This is a genomic window from Alteromonas sp. BL110 (assembly GCF_003443615.1).
In the GTDB taxonomy this organism is placed as follows: Bacteria; Pseudomonadota; Gammaproteobacteria; order Enterobacterales; family Alteromonadaceae; genus Alteromonas.
In genome coordinates this window covers 908,415-926,291 of sequence record NZ_CP031967.1, presented here as the reverse complement: position 1 = coordinate 926,291, position 17,877 = coordinate 908,415, and the positions used below count along the sequence as shown (strand labels likewise).

General features: G+C 44.3%; 23 protein-coding genes. 9 read left to right on the top strand and 14 right to left on the bottom strand.

Annotated elements, in window-relative coordinates; translation table 11 throughout:
- Window positions 1-136 precede the first annotated feature (136 nt).
- Both sspA and D1814_RS04020 read left to right on the top strand, forming a co-directional pair.
- Window positions 137-769, top strand: coding sequence for a stringent starvation protein SspA (gene sspA, locus D1814_RS04025; protein ID WP_118490217.1), 633 nt, complete (start codon window positions 137-139; stop codon window positions 767-769).
- Entirely contained in the window at window positions 766-1,239 is a 474-nt protein-coding gene (locus D1814_RS04020; protein WP_118490216.1) for a ClpXP protease specificity-enhancing factor, read from the top strand. The genes sspA and D1814_RS04020 overlap by 4 nt, the downstream gene beginning before the upstream one ends.
- Before the next feature lie 275 nt (window positions 1,240-1,514).
- Here D1814_RS04020 and D1814_RS04015 read toward each other — a convergent pair whose 3' ends face one another.
- Both D1814_RS04015 and D1814_RS04010 read right to left on the bottom strand, forming a co-directional pair.
- Window positions 1,515-2,363, bottom strand: coding sequence for a spondin domain-containing protein (locus D1814_RS04015; protein WP_118490215.1), 849 nt, complete (start codon window positions 2,361-2,363; stop codon window positions 1,515-1,517).
- A 12-nt stretch (window positions 2,364-2,375) separates the two neighbouring features.
- Window positions 2,376-3,191, bottom strand: a complete 816-nt coding sequence (locus D1814_RS04010; RefSeq protein WP_118490214.1) for a spondin domain-containing protein — start codon at window positions 3,189-3,191, stop codon at window positions 2,376-2,378.
- Window positions 3,192-3,414: 223 nt separating this feature from the next.
- Between D1814_RS04010 and D1814_RS04005 the strand changes: the two genes are divergently transcribed.
- Entirely contained in the window at window positions 3,415-4,167 is a 753-nt protein-coding gene (locus D1814_RS04005; RefSeq protein ID WP_118490213.1) for a winged helix-turn-helix transcriptional regulator, read from the top strand.
- 55 nt (window positions 4,168-4,222) lie between these two features.
- Here the strand turns inward: D1814_RS04005 and mgtE are convergent, their stop codons facing one another.
- From mgtE to D1814_RS03945, 12 genes are all read right to left on the bottom strand, one after another.
- Window positions 4,223-5,581 carry a magnesium transporter gene (mgtE, locus tag D1814_RS04000; RefSeq protein ID WP_118490212.1) on the bottom strand — a complete coding sequence of 453 codons (1,359 nt, stop codon included), beginning with the start codon at window positions 5,579-5,581 and terminating at the stop codon, window positions 4,223-4,225.
- Window positions 5,582-5,755: 174 nt separating this feature from the next.
- Window positions 5,756-6,028 (bottom strand): HPr family phosphocarrier protein, encoded by a 273-nt coding sequence (locus D1814_RS03995; protein ID WP_118490211.1) that lies wholly within the window; start codon window positions 6,026-6,028, stop codon window positions 5,756-5,758.
- Window positions 6,028-6,873, bottom strand: coding sequence for an RNase adapter RapZ (gene rapZ / locus D1814_RS03990; protein WP_118490210.1), 846 nt, complete (start codon window positions 6,871-6,873; stop codon window positions 6,028-6,030). The genes D1814_RS03995 and rapZ overlap by 1 nt, the downstream gene beginning before the upstream one ends.
- Window positions 6,874-6,958: 85 nt before the next feature.
- Complete coding sequence (gene ptsN / locus D1814_RS03985; RefSeq protein ID WP_118490209.1) at window positions 6,959-7,402, bottom strand: PTS IIA-like nitrogen regulatory protein PtsN; 444 nt, start codon at window positions 7,400-7,402, stop codon at window positions 6,959-6,961.
- Between the two features lie 13 nt (window positions 7,403-7,415).
- Window positions 7,416-7,703 carry a ribosome hibernation promoting factor gene (gene hpf / locus D1814_RS03980; protein ID WP_012517338.1) on the bottom strand — a complete coding sequence of 96 codons (288 nt, stop codon included), beginning with the start codon at window positions 7,701-7,703 and terminating at the stop codon, window positions 7,416-7,418.
- A 30-nt stretch (window positions 7,704-7,733) separates the two neighbouring features.
- Window positions 7,734-9,215 (bottom strand): RNA polymerase factor sigma-54, encoded by a 1,482-nt coding sequence (locus D1814_RS03975; protein WP_118490208.1) that lies wholly within the window; start codon window positions 9,213-9,215, stop codon window positions 7,734-7,736.
- A 73-nt stretch (window positions 9,216-9,288) separates the two neighbouring features.
- The gene (lptB, locus tag D1814_RS03970) at window positions 9,289-10,014 is read right to left on the bottom strand and encodes an LPS export ABC transporter ATP-binding protein (RefSeq protein WP_118490207.1); all 726 of its coding nucleotides are present in this window, start codon (window positions 10,012-10,014) and stop codon (window positions 9,289-9,291) included.
- A gap of 2 nt (window positions 10,015-10,016) precedes the next feature.
- Window positions 10,017-10,562 carry a lipopolysaccharide transport periplasmic protein LptA gene (gene lptA, locus D1814_RS03965; RefSeq protein ID WP_118490206.1) on the bottom strand — a complete coding sequence of 182 codons (546 nt, stop codon included), beginning with the start codon at window positions 10,560-10,562 and terminating at the stop codon, window positions 10,017-10,019.
- On the bottom strand, window positions 10,531-11,109 hold the full coding sequence (gene lptC / locus D1814_RS03960; protein ID WP_118490205.1) for an LPS export ABC transporter periplasmic protein LptC: 579 nt from the start codon (window positions 11,107-11,109) through the stop codon (window positions 10,531-10,533). The genes lptA and lptC overlap by 32 nt, the downstream gene beginning before the upstream one ends.
- Window positions 11,106-11,654, bottom strand: a complete 549-nt coding sequence (kdsC, locus tag D1814_RS03955; RefSeq protein ID WP_118490204.1) for a 3-deoxy-manno-octulosonate-8-phosphatase KdsC — start codon at window positions 11,652-11,654, stop codon at window positions 11,106-11,108. The genes lptC and kdsC overlap by 4 nt, the downstream gene beginning before the upstream one ends.
- Entirely contained in the window at window positions 11,655-12,635 is a 981-nt protein-coding gene (locus tag D1814_RS03950) for a KpsF/GutQ family sugar-phosphate isomerase (protein WP_118490203.1), read from the bottom strand.
- Window positions 12,636-12,637: 2 nt separating this feature from the next.
- A complete protein-coding gene (locus tag D1814_RS03945; protein ID WP_118490202.1) occupies window positions 12,638-13,594 on the bottom strand; it encodes a calcium/sodium antiporter in 957 nt (318 codons plus the stop codon).
- 848 nt (window positions 13,595-14,442) lie between these two features.
- Here D1814_RS03945 and D1814_RS03940 point away from each other — a divergent pair.
- From D1814_RS03940 to D1814_RS03915, 6 genes are all read left to right on the top strand, one after another.
- Window positions 14,443-15,243 (top strand): ATP-binding cassette domain-containing protein, encoded by an 801-nt coding sequence (locus tag D1814_RS03940; protein ID WP_118490201.1) that lies wholly within the window; start codon window positions 14,443-14,445, stop codon window positions 15,241-15,243.
- Window positions 15,240-16,016 carry a lipid asymmetry maintenance ABC transporter permease subunit MlaE gene (mlaE, locus tag D1814_RS03935; RefSeq protein WP_118490200.1) on the top strand — a complete coding sequence of 259 codons (777 nt, stop codon included), beginning with the start codon at window positions 15,240-15,242 and terminating at the stop codon, window positions 16,014-16,016. Before D1814_RS03940 ends, mlaE begins: the two co-directional genes overlap by 4 nt.
- Before the next feature lie 9 nt (window positions 16,017-16,025).
- Window positions 16,026-16,499, top strand: a complete 474-nt coding sequence (gene mlaD / locus D1814_RS03930) for an outer membrane lipid asymmetry maintenance protein MlaD (RefSeq protein WP_012517348.1) — start codon at window positions 16,026-16,028, stop codon at window positions 16,497-16,499.
- Window positions 16,500-16,616: 117 nt separating this feature from the next.
- A complete protein-coding gene (locus D1814_RS03925; RefSeq protein ID WP_118490199.1) occupies window positions 16,617-17,282 on the top strand; it encodes an MlaC/ttg2D family ABC transporter substrate-binding protein in 666 nt (221 codons plus the stop codon).
- A complete protein-coding gene (locus D1814_RS03920) occupies window positions 17,279-17,587 on the top strand; it encodes an STAS domain-containing protein (RefSeq protein ID WP_118490198.1) in 309 nt (102 codons plus the stop codon). The genes D1814_RS03925 and D1814_RS03920 overlap by 4 nt, the downstream gene beginning before the upstream one ends.
- A 29-nt stretch (window positions 17,588-17,616) precedes the next feature.
- Window positions 17,617-17,874 carry a BolA family protein gene (locus D1814_RS03915; protein ID WP_012517351.1) on the top strand — a complete coding sequence of 86 codons (258 nt, stop codon included), beginning with the start codon at window positions 17,617-17,619 and terminating at the stop codon, window positions 17,872-17,874.
- Window positions 17,875-17,877: the final 3 nt, after the last annotated feature.

Here is a 17,877-nt window from a genome sequence, read left to right as displayed (position 1 = left end):
GGGCTTCTCGCCCCCTTTTTTGGTATTTACTCGTGCTACCTGAAAACCCTTTGTATAGAGTGTTCAGGTAGCACGAGTTAACGTAATAAGCTTACCATTTGTAAGCGTAAACTTGTTTCTCGACGGAGGAAATTGAATGGCCGTAGCCGCGAATAAACGTTCTATAATGACGTTGTTCTCTGACACAATTGATATTTATAGCCACCAGGTGCGTATTGTGTTGGCAGAAAAAGGTGTGGGTGTTGAAATCAGCTACACAGATCCTAGCAACCTGTCTGAAGATCTGTTGGAGCTTAACCCTTACGGTACTGTTCCAACTCTTGTTGATCGCGAGCTTGTACTTTACAAGTCGCATATCATCATGGAATACCTTGATGAGCGTTTCCCTCATCCACCACTAATGCCGGTTTATCCTGTATCACGTGGCCAAAGCCGTCTTATGATGCACCGCATTGAGCAAGACTGGTACTCGCTAGCTGCTCGAATCTTCCGTGGTGAAGGCGATGTAGAAGCTGCGCGTAACGAGCTGCGTGAAGCTTTGCTTTCACTTGCCCCTGTATTTGGTGAAATGCCTTATTTTATGAGCGAAGAGTTTAGTTTAGTTGATTGCTACCTAGCTCCGCTATTATGGCGTTTACCTGCACTAGGTATTGAATTAAACGGTGCTGGCAGCAAAGAACTTAACGCTTACATGACCCGTATTTTCTCTCGTAGCTCATTCAAAGCGTCTTTGACTGACCAAGAGCGTGAGATACACAACCCGCTATGACATCTATGACGTCAAACCAGCCCTATTTGCTTAGGGCTTTTTATGAGTGGATTGTTGATAACGATTTGACCCCTTACATTGTGGTTGATGCCACTAACGAGTTGGTTGAAGTTCCACAAGAGTTTGTTAAAGACGGTCAAATCGTTTTAAACGTATCGCCAAGTGCGTGTGTTAACTTCTCTCTTGATTTGGATGGATTGTCGTTTCAGGCGCGCTTTTCTGGGCAGCCCAGAAGGTTGAGTATGCCTTGTGAAGCGATAATGGCTATTTACGCAAGAGAAAACGGTGCAGGTACGGTATTTGCCACCGAAGAAGATATTGCACGCGCGCAGCAAGAGCGCACTGAAGCACCTGAAGATGTGTCTCAACCAAGTGGACCTACGCCGTTGGAAGACGCTGATTCGAGCGATGTTCAAGATGCGCCTGTCCCTCCTAAAAAGGGTAAGCCTAGTCTAAAGGTTATTAAGTAGCTAATTAAATAGCTGACTGGGCCATTTTCATGGCCGCTATTTAAAACTTTCATTGTTTTGACGTAGCCTGGCTTTGCAAAGCTATTCGCTTAAGCAGAGCCAGCTATTATCTTAATATGTGCCTTATCTAATATATCATTCCTCAATTCGAAGCTTGTATATTACGCCTCGCAATTAAGCGTCTATTTACAAAAATTCGTGCCTTATTAAACACGAAAACGCCCCATCACTTATAGGTAATAGGGCGCTAAAGTGGCTGATTTGCTAACGATTTATTATCGAGTTCGCGTTATCACAACACGACTTGTTGGAAAATCAAATCGATGAGCTTCGGTCAATACGGATGTAGATAACCCTTCACGGCTAGGGTCATTTGCGTTTGCACTGGTTACCACACCTTGATGAAGCCTTACTGCATCGGCGAGGTCGTCCCTTACTACATCATAACCCGCGGCTTCTCCGCCACCACCTACGGCACTTGCGGCAGGGCCAGGCATAGTAGCTGCTGTTTCTGTATTGGCCTCTGTACCGGCGTCCCAGGTCACTGTCATGAAAGTTTTAGCATCACCCACTGCCATGTTACTTACGTCAGCTGCGTTTACGCCGGTGAATGCATCATTGGTGTTAACTAACATGCTCGTAACAGTAAGGCGCAGGTCGTCGACATCAAGCTCAGGTACGACTAACGTTAATTCTGTACCCATTGAGCGCGGGCCCAGTATTCCCTCTGAACTTAGAGCATCTAAAAAATCGGTGGATTCTGCTGCTTCACTGATTACCATCGAAGGATCACCACCCTCAGCCATTATTTCAATGCCCATACTGGCAGACTCGCCTTCTTCAAACGAATAAAAGCCTGACTCATGCAATATGACGGCGGCAGGTGCAAAGGGCTGGGAATACGTCAAATTAGTAATTTGAACTGTGTAAACTGCTGAATTACCGTTGCTACCATCCTGTCCATCTGCGCCGTCTTCACCATCGGCACCATCTTGACCGTCGACGCCGGCTTCACCTTGAGGACCAGCTGGTCCTTGAGGTCCTGTATCACCGTCGTCGCCGCACGCCGCTAAAAGAGCCGATAGCATCAATAAAGTACTGAGTTTTACTATTGGATTAGTCATTGTAATAGCTCCTTAAGATGCAGGAACGGTTATAACAACACGCGCAACAGGGTTTAACCAACGGTGTACAGTTGAATCTAAATCACTTGCACCTGAAGTATTGTCGGTGTCACCAAGCGCATTGCGGTGGATGTGTACCGGACCGTCTTCACCATCTTCTATTTCACCATTAACTACCTGTGCCCCTACACCTGTGCCGCCCGTACCTAAATCAACGATACGAGTAGGTGCGCCACCGCCAGCGACACCAGGAACACCATAGCCCCCTAACGCATTTCCTGTGCCGGCTTCAACGACGTCAGTACGAGCACTATTTAGCTCATCGTTTAATTCAGTGCCTGCATCGTAAGCATTAAGATAATACGTATAGGTGCCAGGCTCAGTAGGGATTTCGATACTGTCCATACCAACGAAGGCATCATTGGTCGGTATCAACATTGACAGCAGTGAAAGATAAGGCTTGTCCATTGTATCGAAGGGATAACTTAATGTTGTTTTCGGGGCTAGAAGACCGCCAAAACGATGCCATGTGTTTGATCCATTGTCTGTATCGACAGGACCTAATAACGCCTCAAAGTTAGCGCCGCTTGAATCAGCATTTTGTTCATCATCAATAACACCCGCTTCAGCAAGCCACGCCAACGCCGATGATGCGGGCTGCCCCACTTCGAAAGCGTCGACTGTGTCATCGTGCGCAATAACTAGGCGCGGCGTAAAACTTTGCGCTTGGGTTAAATTAGTAATTTCAACATCTAATGTAACGGCTTGGCTTACTGAAATTGTTGCGAGCGACAATAGGGTAGCGCTAGCAAGTTTAGTGAATTTCATTTTATTGTCCTTGTTTATGGCTTAAATCGCATAAAAATTTAGGGCAGTAAAATTTTTAAATCATCACAAAACAATCACAAAAAGCACACGGATTTATCTCGATAAATAACAAGACTGTTAGAAATTTCTACCTCTAATTTATCGATTAAAAAATTGTTATTAATGTGAAATAAAAACACCAAGGCTCTGGTCTTTTTGTTTATTGGCGAAATAGGAGCGAGATATGATCCTTATCATCTACAGCGGAAATGAGTTTCAACAATATATATCGCAATGCTTAAGTAAGCATTGTTTTCTGCACGATGCAGTGTCGAACTTTCGCTCAGCAGCGTCGCTGCTTAAAGTGCAACATTATTCTCTCATTATTGTCGAATCACACAGGTGCGCTAAGTGTTTGCAGCGTATAAAAAGTTTAGTTGATAGTAACCCCGAAAGCTGGGTTGTAGCCGTTGAAAGCGATGTGACCACCTTCAGTGACAAAAGCGAAAGCGTAGATGAAACTAACTACTACGAAGCCGGCGTAGATGACTACCTTTCTGGTGCGTTTGATGAGCGCATGTTTTCAGCGCGAATTCGCTCTCATATGCGTAGAAGTATGCCTAATCTTGAAAATTCAAGAGACGCAGATGGCTACAACGAGCGCATTGAAATAGGCCCGCTTCAAGTTGACCAGCGTTATCATAGCGTAACGATAAATGGGCAATTGCTGACATTAACAGCAAGAGAGTTTACCTTGTTGAATTATTTCTGTCGTCATCCCAATCAGGTTTTTTCACGCAACCAACTACTCAGTGAGGTGTGGGGTTATAATCACGAAGGTTATGAGCACACGGTAAACACCCATATCAACAGACTACGCACGAAACTTGATAAGGTTAACAGTATTGAAAACGGTGGCCAGCTTGTTCAAACCGTTTGGGGGGTAGGGTATAAACTAAATATAAATGGATATACAGCCAAAGCTCTTAGCGCCTAAGCAGTATGCTTAAAACACGACTTAACCCTATTTAGTAGTAATAGACGTTATAGACTTAAATCAAAAACAGTGTCGCGGTACCTAAGAAAGCAAATATCCCAACCACGTCAGTAATAGTGGTAAGTATAACGCTTCCGGCAAGTGCAGGGTCTATTTTTAGCCGCTTCATTATCATGGGTAACGTTGCACCGGCTAGCGCTGCCGCAATCATGTTTACCATCATCGCAAAGGCAATAATAACGCCCAGCATGTAGTCCTGTTTCCAGAGGGCAATCACAGAGGCAATAAGCACCGCCCAAATTGCACCATTTAGAAAGCCAATAGAGATTTCCTTACTGATAAGCCAGCGCGAGTTACTTGCATTAACATGACCGAGCGCCATACCGCGAATAACTAGTGTAAGGGTTTGGTTACCCGCCACGCCGCCCATACTCGGCACAATGGTATTTAAAATAGCTAAAACGGCAAGCTGACTGAGCGTGGCTTCAAATAAGTCACTTACCATAGCCGCCATTAGCGCAGTGACAAGGTTAACTGCCAACCACACGGAGCGACGTTTAGTACTTTGCATAACTGGTGCAAAGGTATCTTCATCATCATCGAGACCAGCCATACTCATCATCGAGTGCTCAGCGTCTTCACGAATTATATCAACCACATCATCAATGGTAATTCGGCCCACTAACCGATGATTTTCATCAACAACCGGCGCTGAAAGCCAGTTATAACGTTCAAACAAGCTTGCCACTTCATCGTCGGGCATGTTCACCGGAATGGCTTCTGATTCTTCGTCCATAACATCAGACACTTTGTCGTCGGTGTCTGCGGTAAGTAGACGGGCAACAGGAATGATACCAACTAGATTGTCAGTTCTATTGACCACATAAAAGGTATCAGTATTTTCTGGTAGCTCACCTTTTAAACGAATATAGCGTAGAACCACGTCAATGGTAACGTCAGGACGCAAAGTAATGGTATCGGTGTTCATGATGAAACCAGCGGTTTCTTCACCGTAAGACAGCGCTTGTTCTGCACGAACGCGGTCTTGTGCATCCATCGAATCGAGAATGTCTGCCAATACAGGTTCAGGAAGGCTGCTTAGCGTTTCAGCTAAGTCGTCGGTATCCATTGCCTCAAGTGCATCTACTACATTAGCAGGAAGCATTTTGGTAATGATACCGTTTCGTACATCGTCAGAAAGTTCTTCTAAAATATCGCCATGAAAGTCGCTATCAATTAACTCCCACAACTCATCTCGGGTCCTGCTAGGACTAGATTCAAGAATATGAGCAACGTCTGAAGGGGGGAGCTCAAGCAGAAGCTTACGTACAGAGACAAATTGACCGTTTATCAATGCCGCGTTAAGTGCGCGTAACTGGGTTTGTACGTATTTAGAAACAAGCGCTTCTGCCATAAGGCGTTATTCCTACTAAGCTGAGATGGAAAATAGAGGCTATTTAGCCTAAGTATGCGTAGAATATCGCAATTCTATAAAGTCTGTCATGATAATTGCGCAGGTTCTACGAGAGAATCTTGTATAACCGTACTAACTGTTGATTAATTCAACAAAGGGAAGGTAGATTGGTCGCTATTCGTCTTCGTTAAATTTGCCCTCTATGAGCTCCTCAATGGCAGCGAGTGCATCCACCGCGTCATCGCCATCGACGATAACGTCAACCTGTTCGCCCTGGTGACTTTCCAGCATCATCAAGCCTAAAACGCTGCTCGCATCTGCTTCTTTATCACCTTTTTTCAAAATGATTTTGGCATCAAATTGATTAGCAAGCTTAACCAATTGCGTGGCCGCTCTGGCGTGTAAGCCCAACTTATTGACGATTGTTAGCGTTTTCTGAATAGTCATCACTGGTTAAGCTCTCTGTGGCGTATTTGAACATCAGGATGTATTTCACTGAATGTTTTCGACAAGGTTTGGGCAATATAGACAGAGCGATGTTGGCCGCCAGTACAACCGATAGCCACAGTCACATAGCTTCTATTGTTACGCTCTAAATGGGGAAGCCATGTGGTCATTAAGTTTTGAATTTGCCAAATGAATTTGGTGACCACGGGTTGTGAGCCTAAAAATACCTCTACGGGGGCATCTAACCCAGTAAGGTGTCTAAGGTCAGGTTCCCAATGAGGGTTAGGCAAAAAGCGCGCATCAAAAACATAATCCGCGTCTTTAGGTATGCCGTGTTTAAAGCCAAATGACTCAAACACCAATACGAGGCGTGAGCTCTTTTTACCTAGAATACGTTCTCGGATCAGTTCGGCTAGTTGATGTATCGTCAGCTTATCTGTATCTAGGTATAAATCAGCACGTTCAGTAATAGGGGCAAGCAGCGCGGATTCTGCTTTAATGGCCTCTGATAGTGACTTATTTAACTTGGCTAAAGGGTGAAGACGGCGAGTTTCACTAAACCGCTTAACAAGCACATCGTCGCTCGCGTCAATGTACACTATGGTCATCGACCAAGAAGAAGGAAGGTAGTCTAGAATCTCTACCAGGTCGTCTGGATTTTTGGGAAGATTCCTAACATCAATACTTACCGCAACTTGGTCGTATTCATCAACAACAGTATGGGTGAGGGTGGGAAGCAAATTTACTGGGATATTATCAACACAGTAATAACCTAAGTCTTCTAATGCGCGAAGTGCGACAGACTTACCAGACCCCGAACGACCACTGATTATGATCAGCTTCACCTAAATTCTCCCTTATATTCTGGGTTTTATCACATACACGCTGTTGAATTGAGCGCTTATCTCGTGATGTATAAGCGCATATTATTTAACTTAATGCAGAAATAATCTCGTCGCTAGTTGTCGCACGACGTATTGTTTTAATTGTCTCTTTGTCGCTTAGCTTACCGGCAACGGTAGCCAATGTTTGAAGGTGTCCTTCGGTTTGCTCTTCAGGAACGAGCAGCGCAAAAAATATATCTACAGGCTTTTCATCTAGGGCATCAAAGTTGATAGCTGGTGTGCTAGTTACAACTATTGCTATTACCTTTTCAAGACCAGCGAGGCGACCGTGGGGGAGTGCAATGCCGTTGCCAATACCCGTGCTACCCATACGTTCTCGAGCCATTAAGCTATTTAAAACGGTTGCCTGGTCGATGTTATCGTTTTGCTTGGCAGCGATATCAGCGATGATCTCAAGAATTCGCTTTTTACTATTACACTGAACCGCACACTCGGTGCGGTCCAGACTTACGATGGCTTGTATATCCATGCTCAATTAACTACTAATGTTTTTTCAGTTTTTCCTTATGCTTGATTACCTGCCGGTCGAGTTTATCAACCATGCTGTCAATCGCCGCATACATGTCGGTATTTTCTGAGGATGCGAATACTTCAGCGCCACTTAAATGAACGGTCGCTTCGGCTTTTTGATTTAATTTTTCAACGTTCAGGATGACATGCACATTAGAAATGTGATCAAAGTGACGTTCAAGTTTGCTGAACTTCGTATCGACATAATTACGCAAAGAGTCGGTGATTTCGACATGATGACCAGTAAGGTTGATTTGCATATTTCGTCTTCCTTATATTGTTGAGCCCGTTTAAATAAGGCTCTTGCGTTGGTTCGACGGCGGGATCGATAACGATTCCCGGTATTTTGCTATTGTTCGCCGAGCGACTTTTATGCCTTGCTCAGCCAACAACGAAGCAATCTTGCTATCACTTAGCGGCTTACCAGGATTTTCCGCAGCCACTAACTTCTTGATCAATGCCCGAATCGCTGTAGATGAACATTCACCACCTGACTCGGTTGCAACGTGGCTTGAGAAAAAATACTTCAATTCGAAGATACCACGGGGCGTATGCATATACTTTTGCGTTGTCACACGCGAAATAGTCGATTCGTGCATATCTACCATTTCTGCGACATCATTAAGCACCATTGGTTTCATCATTTCCGGGCCGTGCTCAAAAAAACCCATTTGCTGCTGCACAATGCAATTTGCAACCTTCATTAAGGTATCGTTGCGAGATTCAAGACTCTTGATGAACCACTTAGCCTCTTGCATGTGTGAGCGGATGAATTGTGAATCGCTACTGTTCTTAGCACGGCGACTCATGGCTGCGTACTGTTGGTTTACGCTTAATTTAGGCAGGCTATCGGGGTTCAGCTCAACCACCCAACGGCCATTTTTCTTAGTTACTGAGACATCGGGAATAACGTACTCAGGCTCTTTAGTAACTAAAGCACTACCTGGGCGAGGATTCAAGGTTTGAAGTAAACGCATTGCTTCACGTAGCTGATCTTCTTTCAATCGGCTCTTACGCATTAGCGTGCGATAGTCTTTACTGCTTAGTAAGTCTGAATATTCCTCAATAAGCTGCTTCGCTTCAGTAAGCCAAGGTGTGTCCTCTGAAAATTGGCGCAATTGCACCATAAGACATTCTTGCGGCGTACGAGAACCTGATCCAATAGGGTCGAACATTTGAATGCGTTTAAGCACGCACTCTATTTCGTCCATCTCAATAGGCTCTTCTAAATCATCGTCGTTGACAGCTTCTAAGATATCGTCAAGGGTAACAGTTAAGTAACCTGATTCATCAATGGAATCAATGATTGCTGTGGCAATGGCGCGGTCGGTATCTGAAAAATGAGTGAGGCGCATTTGCCAAAGCAAATGCTCTTGAATATCTTCGGTAGTCTCACCTTGGAAAATCTGTTCATCATCATTAGATGGACCCGGTGCGGGTGCAGAAGAAGCGGAATAATACTCATCCCAAGTGCTGTCGATAGGTAGCTCATCGGGAAGATCATTCTTCTCTAGTGCATCACCAGCTTCAAGCGTATCGCTTGAGGCAGAAGCAGTCGCTTCAGCACCACTATCATCACTCTCGACATTGTTCTTTTCTACTGGCGGCTCGTCGTTACCTTCTTCCACCTCAAGTAGCGGATTAGAGTCGAGTGCTTCTTGAATCTCTTGTTGGAGATCAAGCGTAGAAAGCTGCAGAAGCTTGATGGCCTGCTGCAACTGAGGTGTCATTGTAAGTTGTTGGCTAAATTTTAGCTGTAAAGATGGTTTCATCTACGTCTTATTTAAATGCTCTAAATTGAATATACCAGAGCGAAACTGAAAAATGACAATTCGGTTACACTAACTATAGCCTGAATTGTTCGCCTAGGTATACATCCCTTACTTTCTGATTACTTAAAACCTGTTCTGCTGTTCCTTGCGCAATAAGCTCGCCATGACTCACAATGTACGCTTTTTCGCAAACATCCAATGTTTCGCGCACGTTATGGTCCGTGATAAGGATACCAATCCCCCTATCGCGAAGATGCTGTATTATCTTCTTTATATCATTAACTGATATTGGATCAACACCAGCAAATGGTTCGTCTAACAAAATAAATTGTGGTTTTGCTGCCAAAGCTCGAGCAATCTCTACGCGACGACGCTCTCCCCCCGACAAACTCATCCCCGTACTATTACGTATATGGTTGATATTAAATTCATCAAGTAGGGCATCTGCTTCTTCTTCTTGCTGTTGTGAATTTAAATCTTTACGGGTTTGCAATATGGCCATGATATTTTCATGTACCGTAAGCTTTCTAAAAATTGATGCCTCTTGCGGGAGGTAGCCTATACCGCGGCGTGCACGCTCATGCATAGGCTGGTGAGTAAGTTCATTATCATCAATTTCAATCTTACCTTTGTCTAAGTTGACCAAACCTACAATCATGTAAAAAGTAGTGGTCTTACCAGCGCCGTTGGGGCCAAGAAGACCTACAATTTGTCCAGTAGACACTGAAAGGCTTACATCGCGAACGACTTGTCGTGATTTATACGATTTAGCAAGGTTTTTAGCGCTCAAAGTTGCCATTGCTATTCATTGTCCTCGTTGTCATTCTTAGATGATGTCTTACGAATGGTGTCCGGGGTAAACACTGTGGTTACACGACCTTCACCATCTTTTCCGGCGCCACCAGTGGCAAGTAATTGTTCAGTGATCATATCGAATGTAATCTTATCACCTTGCACTTTGCTGGTATCTTGCTGTAGTTCAGCGTTGCCCGCCAAAGAAATAGTACGATTGACCACCTCATAACGAATTTCATTGGCTTTTGCTGATACTGGCGTGCCGTCTTCTAATGATTGAGAATAACTTGCAGGAGTCCCTCGGGCGATAAATATTTCGCGGCCGCTGCCATCTGTAGCTATAACCTCTACTTCATCAGCTTTGATTAGGAGTGAACCTTGAGTAATAAGTACATCTTCCTTGTACAGCGCAGTTTTATTTTTACCATCAATAAACTGAGTATTTGACCCTATCTTTATGGGTTGTGAAAAATCTTCTTCACTGGCTAGTACTGCACCGCTAGCGATGGCAAGTATAAGACTAGTTGCTAGGGGAATAAGTCGTTTGTACATGATCTAAAAGCTCGTATTCTTGTGTGCGTAAATTCGCGTTAAACCCATTACTTAAAATAAGGTATTGCGTACCCAGTATCTCAACGGGTTGATCAGATGTCATTTGTTTCGTGTCTAAATTTATCTGGATGTATTCTGTTGATAAACTTTTGACGAAATCATCGCTAGTTTGATTTTCAATAACAACGCTATTTTCAAGTTGAATTAACTCATTGTTATATAGTGTTCCTTCCTGCGCAGTAACAACCCAAGGCGAGGAGGCGCTTTCTGTATATAGGGTATACTTAGGTTGCTGGAATAAAACAAAGCCTAATTGGTCGTAGTGCTCCATCGACTCTGCAAAGACTTTGTGATTTAACTCACCGTCTTGGTTGTACAAGGTCGTAGTTAGGTTTTTTGCCTTGTATGCAGGCTTCAAGGCGTCATTTTCACTGCTACCTAATGTTTCGGGCTGCTCTTCCATCCACGTTGGGATGTACATTAGCATCGCTAAGATAAATAGCGCTGATATACTTAAACCTAAGCGATTGAAGCCAAACTGGCTCATACACTCGCTCCGAAAATGTCGTTTGCTACGTCTTTAGCTTGCAAAATGGTATCCGATATCTCTCGAACCGCTCCAAAACCTCCGGGAAGCGTAGTGATCCAGTTCGCTTGTTTTGCCACAAAAGGATGAGCATCGGCAACCGCAATTTTTACCGCTACATGCTGATACATACCTGTATCGGGCATGTCGTCTCCTACGGCGGCAACTTCGCTTGAGGTTAACCGAAGACTTTTCATTAAGTTGCCGAGCGCGTCTGCTTTGTTTTCTTCACCTTGTATAATGTGCGCTACGTTTAAAGCCTTCATTCTGTTTTCTACAATGGCTGAGCGTCGCCCTGTTATGACGGCAACGCTAACGCCATTACTCACTAACGCTTTTACGCCGTATCCGTCGCGAGTATGGAAGGCTTTTAGTTCTTCACCTTCGTTACCTAAGTAAATTCGGCCGTCTGAAAACACACCATCCACATCACACACCAGTAATTTAATGTGCGCCAGTTGTTCAAAAAGCGCTTGGTCTAAATCGGTATATAAAGTCGTCGTCATTTAGAGTACTCCCGCTTTCAAAAGCATATGCATATTGAAGGCTCCGACAGGGTTGCGCTTTTCATCGGTAACCATTAATGCGCTTATCTTATGGGTTTCCATTAGATTTAGGGCTTCTACAGCTAGCTGATCTGCTGTGGTTGTTTTGCCGCCTTTGGTCATTACATCTTCTACTGTGGCACTATGCACGTCTATACGGGCGTCCAGTATTCGGCGTAAATCGCCATCAGTAAATACACCTGTTAACGAGCCATCAGATGCGATAACACCAGTCATGCCTAGGCCTTTTTTGGAAATTTCCAAGAGTGCGTCAGCGACAGAAGCGTTTAAGCTCACGAGAGGGATATCTTGACCGCTGAGCATAATATCGTTCACTTTAAGCAGCAGTTTTCTACCCAAACTACCACCTGGGTGCGACAGGGCAAAATCATCTGAGGTAAAGCCTTTTTGGTCGAGCAGTGCTACCGCAAGGGCGTCGCCCATAACCAATGTGGCCGTTGTGCTTGATGTTGGGGCTAGACCCAACGAACACGCTTCTTTTTCTACGCTAATATCAAGCACTACATCTGCATGTTGCCCTAGTGAGCTATCAGCGCTATTGGTCATTGCCACTACTTGAATACCTAAGCGCTTAACCACGGGCAGCAAGTTAACTAACTCATTGGTTTCACCAGAATTGGAAATGGCTAATAGCACATCTCCTTTGCTCAGCATGCCCAAATCGCCGTGGTTGGCTTCACCTGGATGCATGAAAAAGGCAGGTGTTCCAGTGCTTGCAAGGGTAGCGGCAATTTTATTGCCGATATGTCCAGATTTTCCCATACCGCTAACGACCACTTTACCTTTGCATGAAAAAAGAATGTTACATGCGGTGATAAAATCATCATTTAAGCGCTCTGCAAGGTTGGCAATAGCCTGCGTTTCAATGTCGATAACGCGCTTTGCCGATTCGATATAGTGCATCTGAGTTTGTGTATTCATGATTATCCGAACAGCCAGTATTGGTAGCCGATAAAGCAAGCCAGAAGTATGAATCCATTGGTTCTCGATATAGTACGCTTTCCAATTAAATCGAAACTGAACAAGAACAACAGCAAGGTTAAACCAAGCATAACGTACATATCTCGGTTATAAACGTCTGGGTCTAGCAGACCTGGTGCAATTAAACCCGGCATACCGAGTACGGCTAGCAGGTTGAAAATATTAGAGCCAATAATATTACCAAGTGCTAAATCATCTTCACCTTTAAGCACTCCAGCTACACTTGCCGCTAATTCAGGAAGGCTCGTGCCAAACGCGATAATCGTTAATCCTATAACCAAATCAGAAATGCCCATGTACCTAGCAATTTCTACGGCCGAGTTTACAAGAAAGTGGGCACTTAAAGGTAATACAACAAGGCCGACACCAATCCAAATGAGTGCAGAGGTATTAGAAACCCCCTTAGGAATTTCATCTGCGGTTTCTGCCACAAGCGGATCCTCTTTATCTACTTGTAGCGATAACCAAGCCATCATTGCCAAAACAAAAATGAATAGGCCAAGTAAAATTATCCCTTCGTAAGACTTCAGCTCGCCATCGAACATAAAGCCAATAGCAATTAATGAGATAATCAGAAGGGCGGGGAGTTCACGTTTAAGTGTTGTAGATGAAACGAGAAGAGGCTTAACTAATGCGGTTACACCCAGTACCAGTGCGATATTAGTTATATTCGAGCCAAGCGCATTACCTACGGCTGTGTTCATATTGCCATTTGCAGAGGCAATAGCGGAAACCACAATTTCAGGTGCCGAAGAGCCCATAGCGACAATCGTTAACCCGATCATCATAGGAGAGATGCCGATGTTCTTTGCTAGTGCCGAAGCACCGTACACGAAACGGTCTGCACTCCAACTTAAGACAATCAGTCCAACTAGAAAAATGACAATGTTTAAAAGCACAACAACCTGTAATAGTTAGTATTTCGATAGATTGTCGCAAAAAGAGTGCCATTTGCCTATGCTCGCAACACTTTATTTTCATAAAATGAGACCGATTGCCGTAAATTTCCACTTATCACACTCATTACAGCAGTTCGAACATATTACTGGTAAGCGTTCAGTTTCAGTTAATAAACAGCACAATAGGATGGGAACTGGAACGACATATAAGTATTAGCCAAGGCACTGGCATCACTTCACCGTGAGATACAAATACCAGGCCGCGTAGATAATTGCCCACTCAGAAGGCGCTGGCAAGTTTCCTAGCAAAGCGTGGGAATGTAGGAATGGCTGTTCCCTTTCAAATTCCCAGAATGAAGCTAGGGAGCTTGCCAGACCTTCCCGAAGGGCGAGTTTAAAATGTCCGTACTCTTTGTTGTGTCACCTTAATGTAGAACCACTATACCTGCGGTAACACGCCGCGATTACGAACCTTTTAACTCTCGCTGAGTGGGTAATTATCTATGCGGTCTGGTATACAATTCGTCTTAATCGAACATAACTTGTAACTTTTTGACTTTGGCGACGGTCTTGAAAAAGCGTACAATGGCTCCAAATTACACGGCCCAGAAGTTGTGTCTACTGGACTATCCAGCCTGTAAACATAAAAACTACACTGCAGAGTAAACTTTTTTGAATTTGCGAGCTCTTAAAAGTAAACTGTTCAGTAAACTTTGTGAGCTATGTGTGCGAAGGCACAGATATTGAATATGCACATCACTCATATACTTTTAATATTTTCTAAATGGATTGATATCGCCGTTAAAAACGAACTCAATCCAGCGTCAGGGGTCGACATTTAAGTAATTATGGACCATTTAGTTGAAGTAGATAACCTAACCTTCAAACGCGCAGATCGCATCATTTATGATGGGATTTCCTTGAAGGTACCTAAAGGCAAAATTACTGCGGTAATGGGGCCAAGTGGAATAGGTAAAACCACGCTGCTGCGCCTTATTGGCGGGCAGTTAACGCCAGATGAAGGTGACGTAAAGTTCGACGGCGATTCAATTGTCTCTATGTCGAGAAAAACTCTTTACGAAACCCGCCGTAGAATGAGCATGCTTTTTCAAAGTGGGGCGCTATTCACTGACATGACCGTGTTCGACAATGTGGCGTTTCCACTTCGCGAGCATACTGATCTTTCTGAAGACTTGATAGCCACTATTGTCGCTTTAAAGCTACAGGCAGTAGGTTTGCGGGGCGCCGCGCAATTAATGCCGAGCGAATTGTCTGGTGGAATGGCGCGCAGGGCCGCGCTAGCTAGGGCAATAGCGCTAGACCCAGATTTAATCATGTACGATGAGCCCTTTGCTGGGCAGGATCCTATCTCTATGGGCGTGCTGGTAAAGCTTATTCGAGAACTCAATGATGCCCTTAGCTTAACTAGCATTGTCGTGACCCACGATGTAACGGAAGTGCTGACCATCGCTGACTATATTTACATTTTGGCAGATAAGCGCGTCATTGGTGAAGGTACAGCCCAGCAAATTAAAGAAAGCGAATCTGAATTGGTTCAGCAATTCTTAAAAGGTAAAGCAGATGGCCCAGTTCCATTTCATTACTCTGCGCCTGACTTGAAAGAAAGCTTTCTGGGGGCAGATAAATGAAGTTTCTCCAATCATTAGGCGCTAGAACGATAGGGAAAGTTACTGCGATTGGTCGCGCAGCACTGATGCTGTTTGGCGCACTCATCGCTGTTCCCCGAGTAAAGAACGTTCCACTGGTTATTAAACAGTTATACGTGGTAGGTGTGCAGTCGCTACTTATCATTATGGTGTCGGGGTTATTTATCGGCATGGTTATGGCGCTGCAAGGCTATACCATTTTAGTTGATTACGGTGCAGAAGGTAGTTTAGGACCAATGGTCGCGCTATCACTATTGCGTGAACTTGGCCCTGTGGTTACCGCGTTGCTTTTTGCTGGGCGTGCCGGGTCAGCCTTGACCGCTGAAATAGGCCTTATGAAAGCCACCGAGCAGTTAAGTAGTTTAGAAATGATGGCGGTAGACCCATTAAGGCGTATAGTCGCTCCTCGCTTTTGGGCGGGAATGCTAGCTATGCCTATGCTGGCCATCATCTTCAGTGCCATTGGTATTTTAGGTGGGCATTTAGTCGGCGTAGACTGGTTAGGTGTTGACGCAGGCAGTTACTGGTCAATTATGCAGTCGACGGTTGATTGGAACCAAGATGTTATAAACGGCGTAATAAAAAGCCTCGTTTTTGCCTTGGTTGTGACGTGGATTGCCATATTTAAAGGTTACGATTCTATTCCAACATCGGAAGGGATCAGCAAAGCGACTACCGAGACGGTGGTCTATTCATCATTAGCAGTATTAGGGCTGGACTTCGTGCTTACCGCCCTTATGTTTGGTATCGAGTAGGGGATTGGAATGAGTAAGTATAAAACGGAAGTAATGGTTGGTGTGTTTGTCATGCTTACGATAGGTGCTTTGTTGTTGTTGGCACTTAAAGTTGCAAACCAAACGGTCGCCACCGAAGGCGATACCTACACATTATACGCGAAGTTCGACAATATCGGCGGGTTAAAGCCTCGCTCTGCTGTGAAAGTGGGTGGCGTAACCGTAGGTCGTGTGTCATCTATTTCTCTAGACCAAGAAGATTTCACACCAGTAGTAGAGTTATCTATTTTGAATGAATACAACGGCTTCCCTGAAACAAGCTCGGTGTCTATTTTGACCTCAGGTTTATTAGGTGAGCAATACGTAGGCTTCCAGCCAGGGTTTTCTTTTGACGGGGTCGCCAACTTACAAGACGGTGATTACCTACAAGATACGAAGTCAGCTTTGGTGCTTGAAGACCTTATTGGGCAGTTCTTATTTAACCGCGGCAGTGACGAAGACTAATCGCTGCATAGCGACCAAGCGTATATAAAAAGTCGTTAATTAATTCCAGCGGCCTGATGAAACTAATTACGTCATTATCAGGTCTGCTTAAAAGAGTTTGAAGTTAGGAGAGTTATTTTGAAAAAGTTTTTCGTAGCAATTGGCATCTTTATGATGTCTGTAGCAGGAATGGCAAATGCGCAGGAAGTTAATGAACAAAACCCTTATGAGCTGGTTCAAGACGTAGCGAATCGAACGTTTGAACGTATTAAAGCAAATCAGGAAGCGATTAAAAACGACCCTGAAATGTTGCGTACTATCATGCAGGAAGAGCTTGTTCCGCACATTGATTATAAATTTGCAGCCTTTATGGTGTTAGGCAAGCACTTCAAATCTGTGCCTCAGGAAAAAATGGGTGAGTACATCAGCGTTTTCCGTCAATATCTAGTAACCACATACGCTGTGGCGATGGGGTATTATGACAATCAGGAAGTTATCTTTGAGCCTGAGTCATCGTTTGAAGACAAAAAATCAGTAACCGTACGCGCGGTGGTTCAGGACCCAAGCCGTCCTGAAATTAAAATTGCATTTAAAGTTCGCAAAGATAGCAAAACGAATGAGTGGAAAGCCTATGATATGGTTGCTGAAGGGATCAGTATGCTGAACAGTAAGCGCAGTGAGTTTGAATCAATTCTTCGTCAAGATGGCATTGATGCAGTTATTGCGCTAATGCGTGACAAGATTGGCAAGCCGGTAGAGCTAAAGCAAGGTGAGCCGATTGAAATCGAAGGAGAGGCTGAGTGAGCCTGTTCGAGGTAAATGACACGGGTAGAATAGTGGTTCACGGTCAGTTAGACCGCGAAACGCTGTCGAAAAATTTTTGGGAAAGTTTGAGCGGCAACCAACGTAGCACATTGGTTAGTAACAAAAAGTGCCAAGTCGATTTAGGCGATGTGGAGCGCGCGGACAGCGCGGGTTTAGCATGGTTGATTAATGCCGTTAGGGATGCAAAGCAAAATGGTGTTAGCATGACCCTTTATAAAATGCCCGAGAAGCTGCAAAAGCTTGCGAAAATTAGCGACGCGGACAGCTTTTTACCCGTAGAATAAACACCATTAAGCGAATTAAGAAGTAAGTTATGGAATTGTCTGAAATTGAAAAAATCTTGAAAGATGCGTTAGATCTTCACGAAGTCCACGTAAAGGGCGAAGGTTCGCATTTCAATATCATTGCAGTGAGCGATGCATTTAACGAAATGAGCCGCGTAAAGCGCCAGCAAGCAGTGTACGCGCCTTTAGCTGATAAAATTGCAGACGGCAGCATGCATGCAATTACCATCAAGACGTTTTCAGTAAAAGACTGGGAGCGCGAGCGCCAGTTTAACATTCCTCAATAATAG

What these genes read in the sequence shown, in the direction of transcription:
- sspA (WP_118490217.1), top strand. Translation starts at nt 137, where the DNA reads ATGGCCGTAGCCGCGAATAAACGTTCTATAATGACGTTGTTCTCTGAC.
- D1814_RS04020 (WP_118490216.1), top strand. Translation starts at nt 766, where the DNA reads ATGACATCTATGACGTCAAACCAGCCCTATTTGCTTAGGGCTTTTTAT.
- D1814_RS04015 (WP_118490215.1), bottom strand. Translation starts at nt 2,363, where the DNA reads ATGACTAATCCAATAGTAAAACTCAGTACTTTATTGATGCTATCGGCT.
- D1814_RS04010 (WP_118490214.1), bottom strand. Translation starts at nt 3,191, where the DNA reads ATGAAATTCACTAAACTTGCTAGCGCTACCCTATTGTCGCTCGCAACA.
- D1814_RS04005 (WP_118490213.1), top strand. Translation starts at nt 3,415, where the DNA reads ATGATCCTTATCATCTACAGCGGAAATGAGTTTCAACAATATATATCG.
- mgtE (WP_118490212.1), bottom strand. Translation starts at nt 5,581, where the DNA reads ATGGCAGAAGCGCTTGTTTCTAAATACGTACAAACCCAGTTACGCGCA.
- D1814_RS03995 (WP_118490211.1), bottom strand. Translation starts at nt 6,028, where the DNA reads ATGACTATTCAGAAAACGCTAACAATCGTCAATAAGTTGGGCTTACAC.
- ptsN (WP_118490209.1), bottom strand. Translation starts at nt 7,402, where the DNA reads ATGGATATACAAGCCATCGTAAGTCTGGACCGCACCGAGTGTGCGGTT.
- hpf (WP_012517338.1), bottom strand. Translation starts at nt 7,703, where the DNA reads ATGCAAATCAACCTTACTGGTCATCATGTCGAAATCACCGACTCTTTG.
- D1814_RS03975 (WP_118490208.1), bottom strand. Translation starts at nt 9,215, where the DNA reads ATGAAACCATCTTTACAGCTAAAATTTAGCCAACAACTTACAATGACA.
- lptB (WP_118490207.1), bottom strand. Translation starts at nt 10,014, where the DNA reads ATGGCAACTTTGAGCGCTAAAAACCTTGCTAAATCGTATAAATCACGA.
- lptA (WP_118490206.1), bottom strand. Translation starts at nt 10,562, where the DNA reads ATGTACAAACGACTTATTCCCCTAGCAACTAGTCTTATACTTGCCATC.
- lptC (WP_118490205.1), bottom strand. Translation starts at nt 11,109, where the DNA reads ATGAGCCAGTTTGGCTTCAATCGCTTAGGTTTAAGTATATCAGCGCTA.
- kdsC (WP_118490204.1), bottom strand. Translation starts at nt 11,654, where the DNA reads ATGACGACGACTTTATATACCGATTTAGACCAAGCGCTTTTTGAACAA.
- D1814_RS03950 (WP_118490203.1), bottom strand. Translation starts at nt 12,635, where the DNA reads ATGAATACACAAACTCAGATGCACTATATCGAATCGGCAAAGCGCGTT.
- D1814_RS03940 (WP_118490201.1), top strand. Translation starts at nt 14,443, where the DNA reads ATGGACCATTTAGTTGAAGTAGATAACCTAACCTTCAAACGCGCAGAT.
- mlaE (WP_118490200.1), top strand. Translation starts at nt 15,240, where the DNA reads ATGAAGTTTCTCCAATCATTAGGCGCTAGAACGATAGGGAAAGTTACT.
- mlaD (WP_012517348.1), top strand. Translation starts at nt 16,026, where the DNA reads ATGAGTAAGTATAAAACGGAAGTAATGGTTGGTGTGTTTGTCATGCTT.
- D1814_RS03915 (WP_012517351.1), top strand. Translation starts at nt 17,617, where the DNA reads ATGGAATTGTCTGAAATTGAAAAAATCTTGAAAGATGCGTTAGATCTT.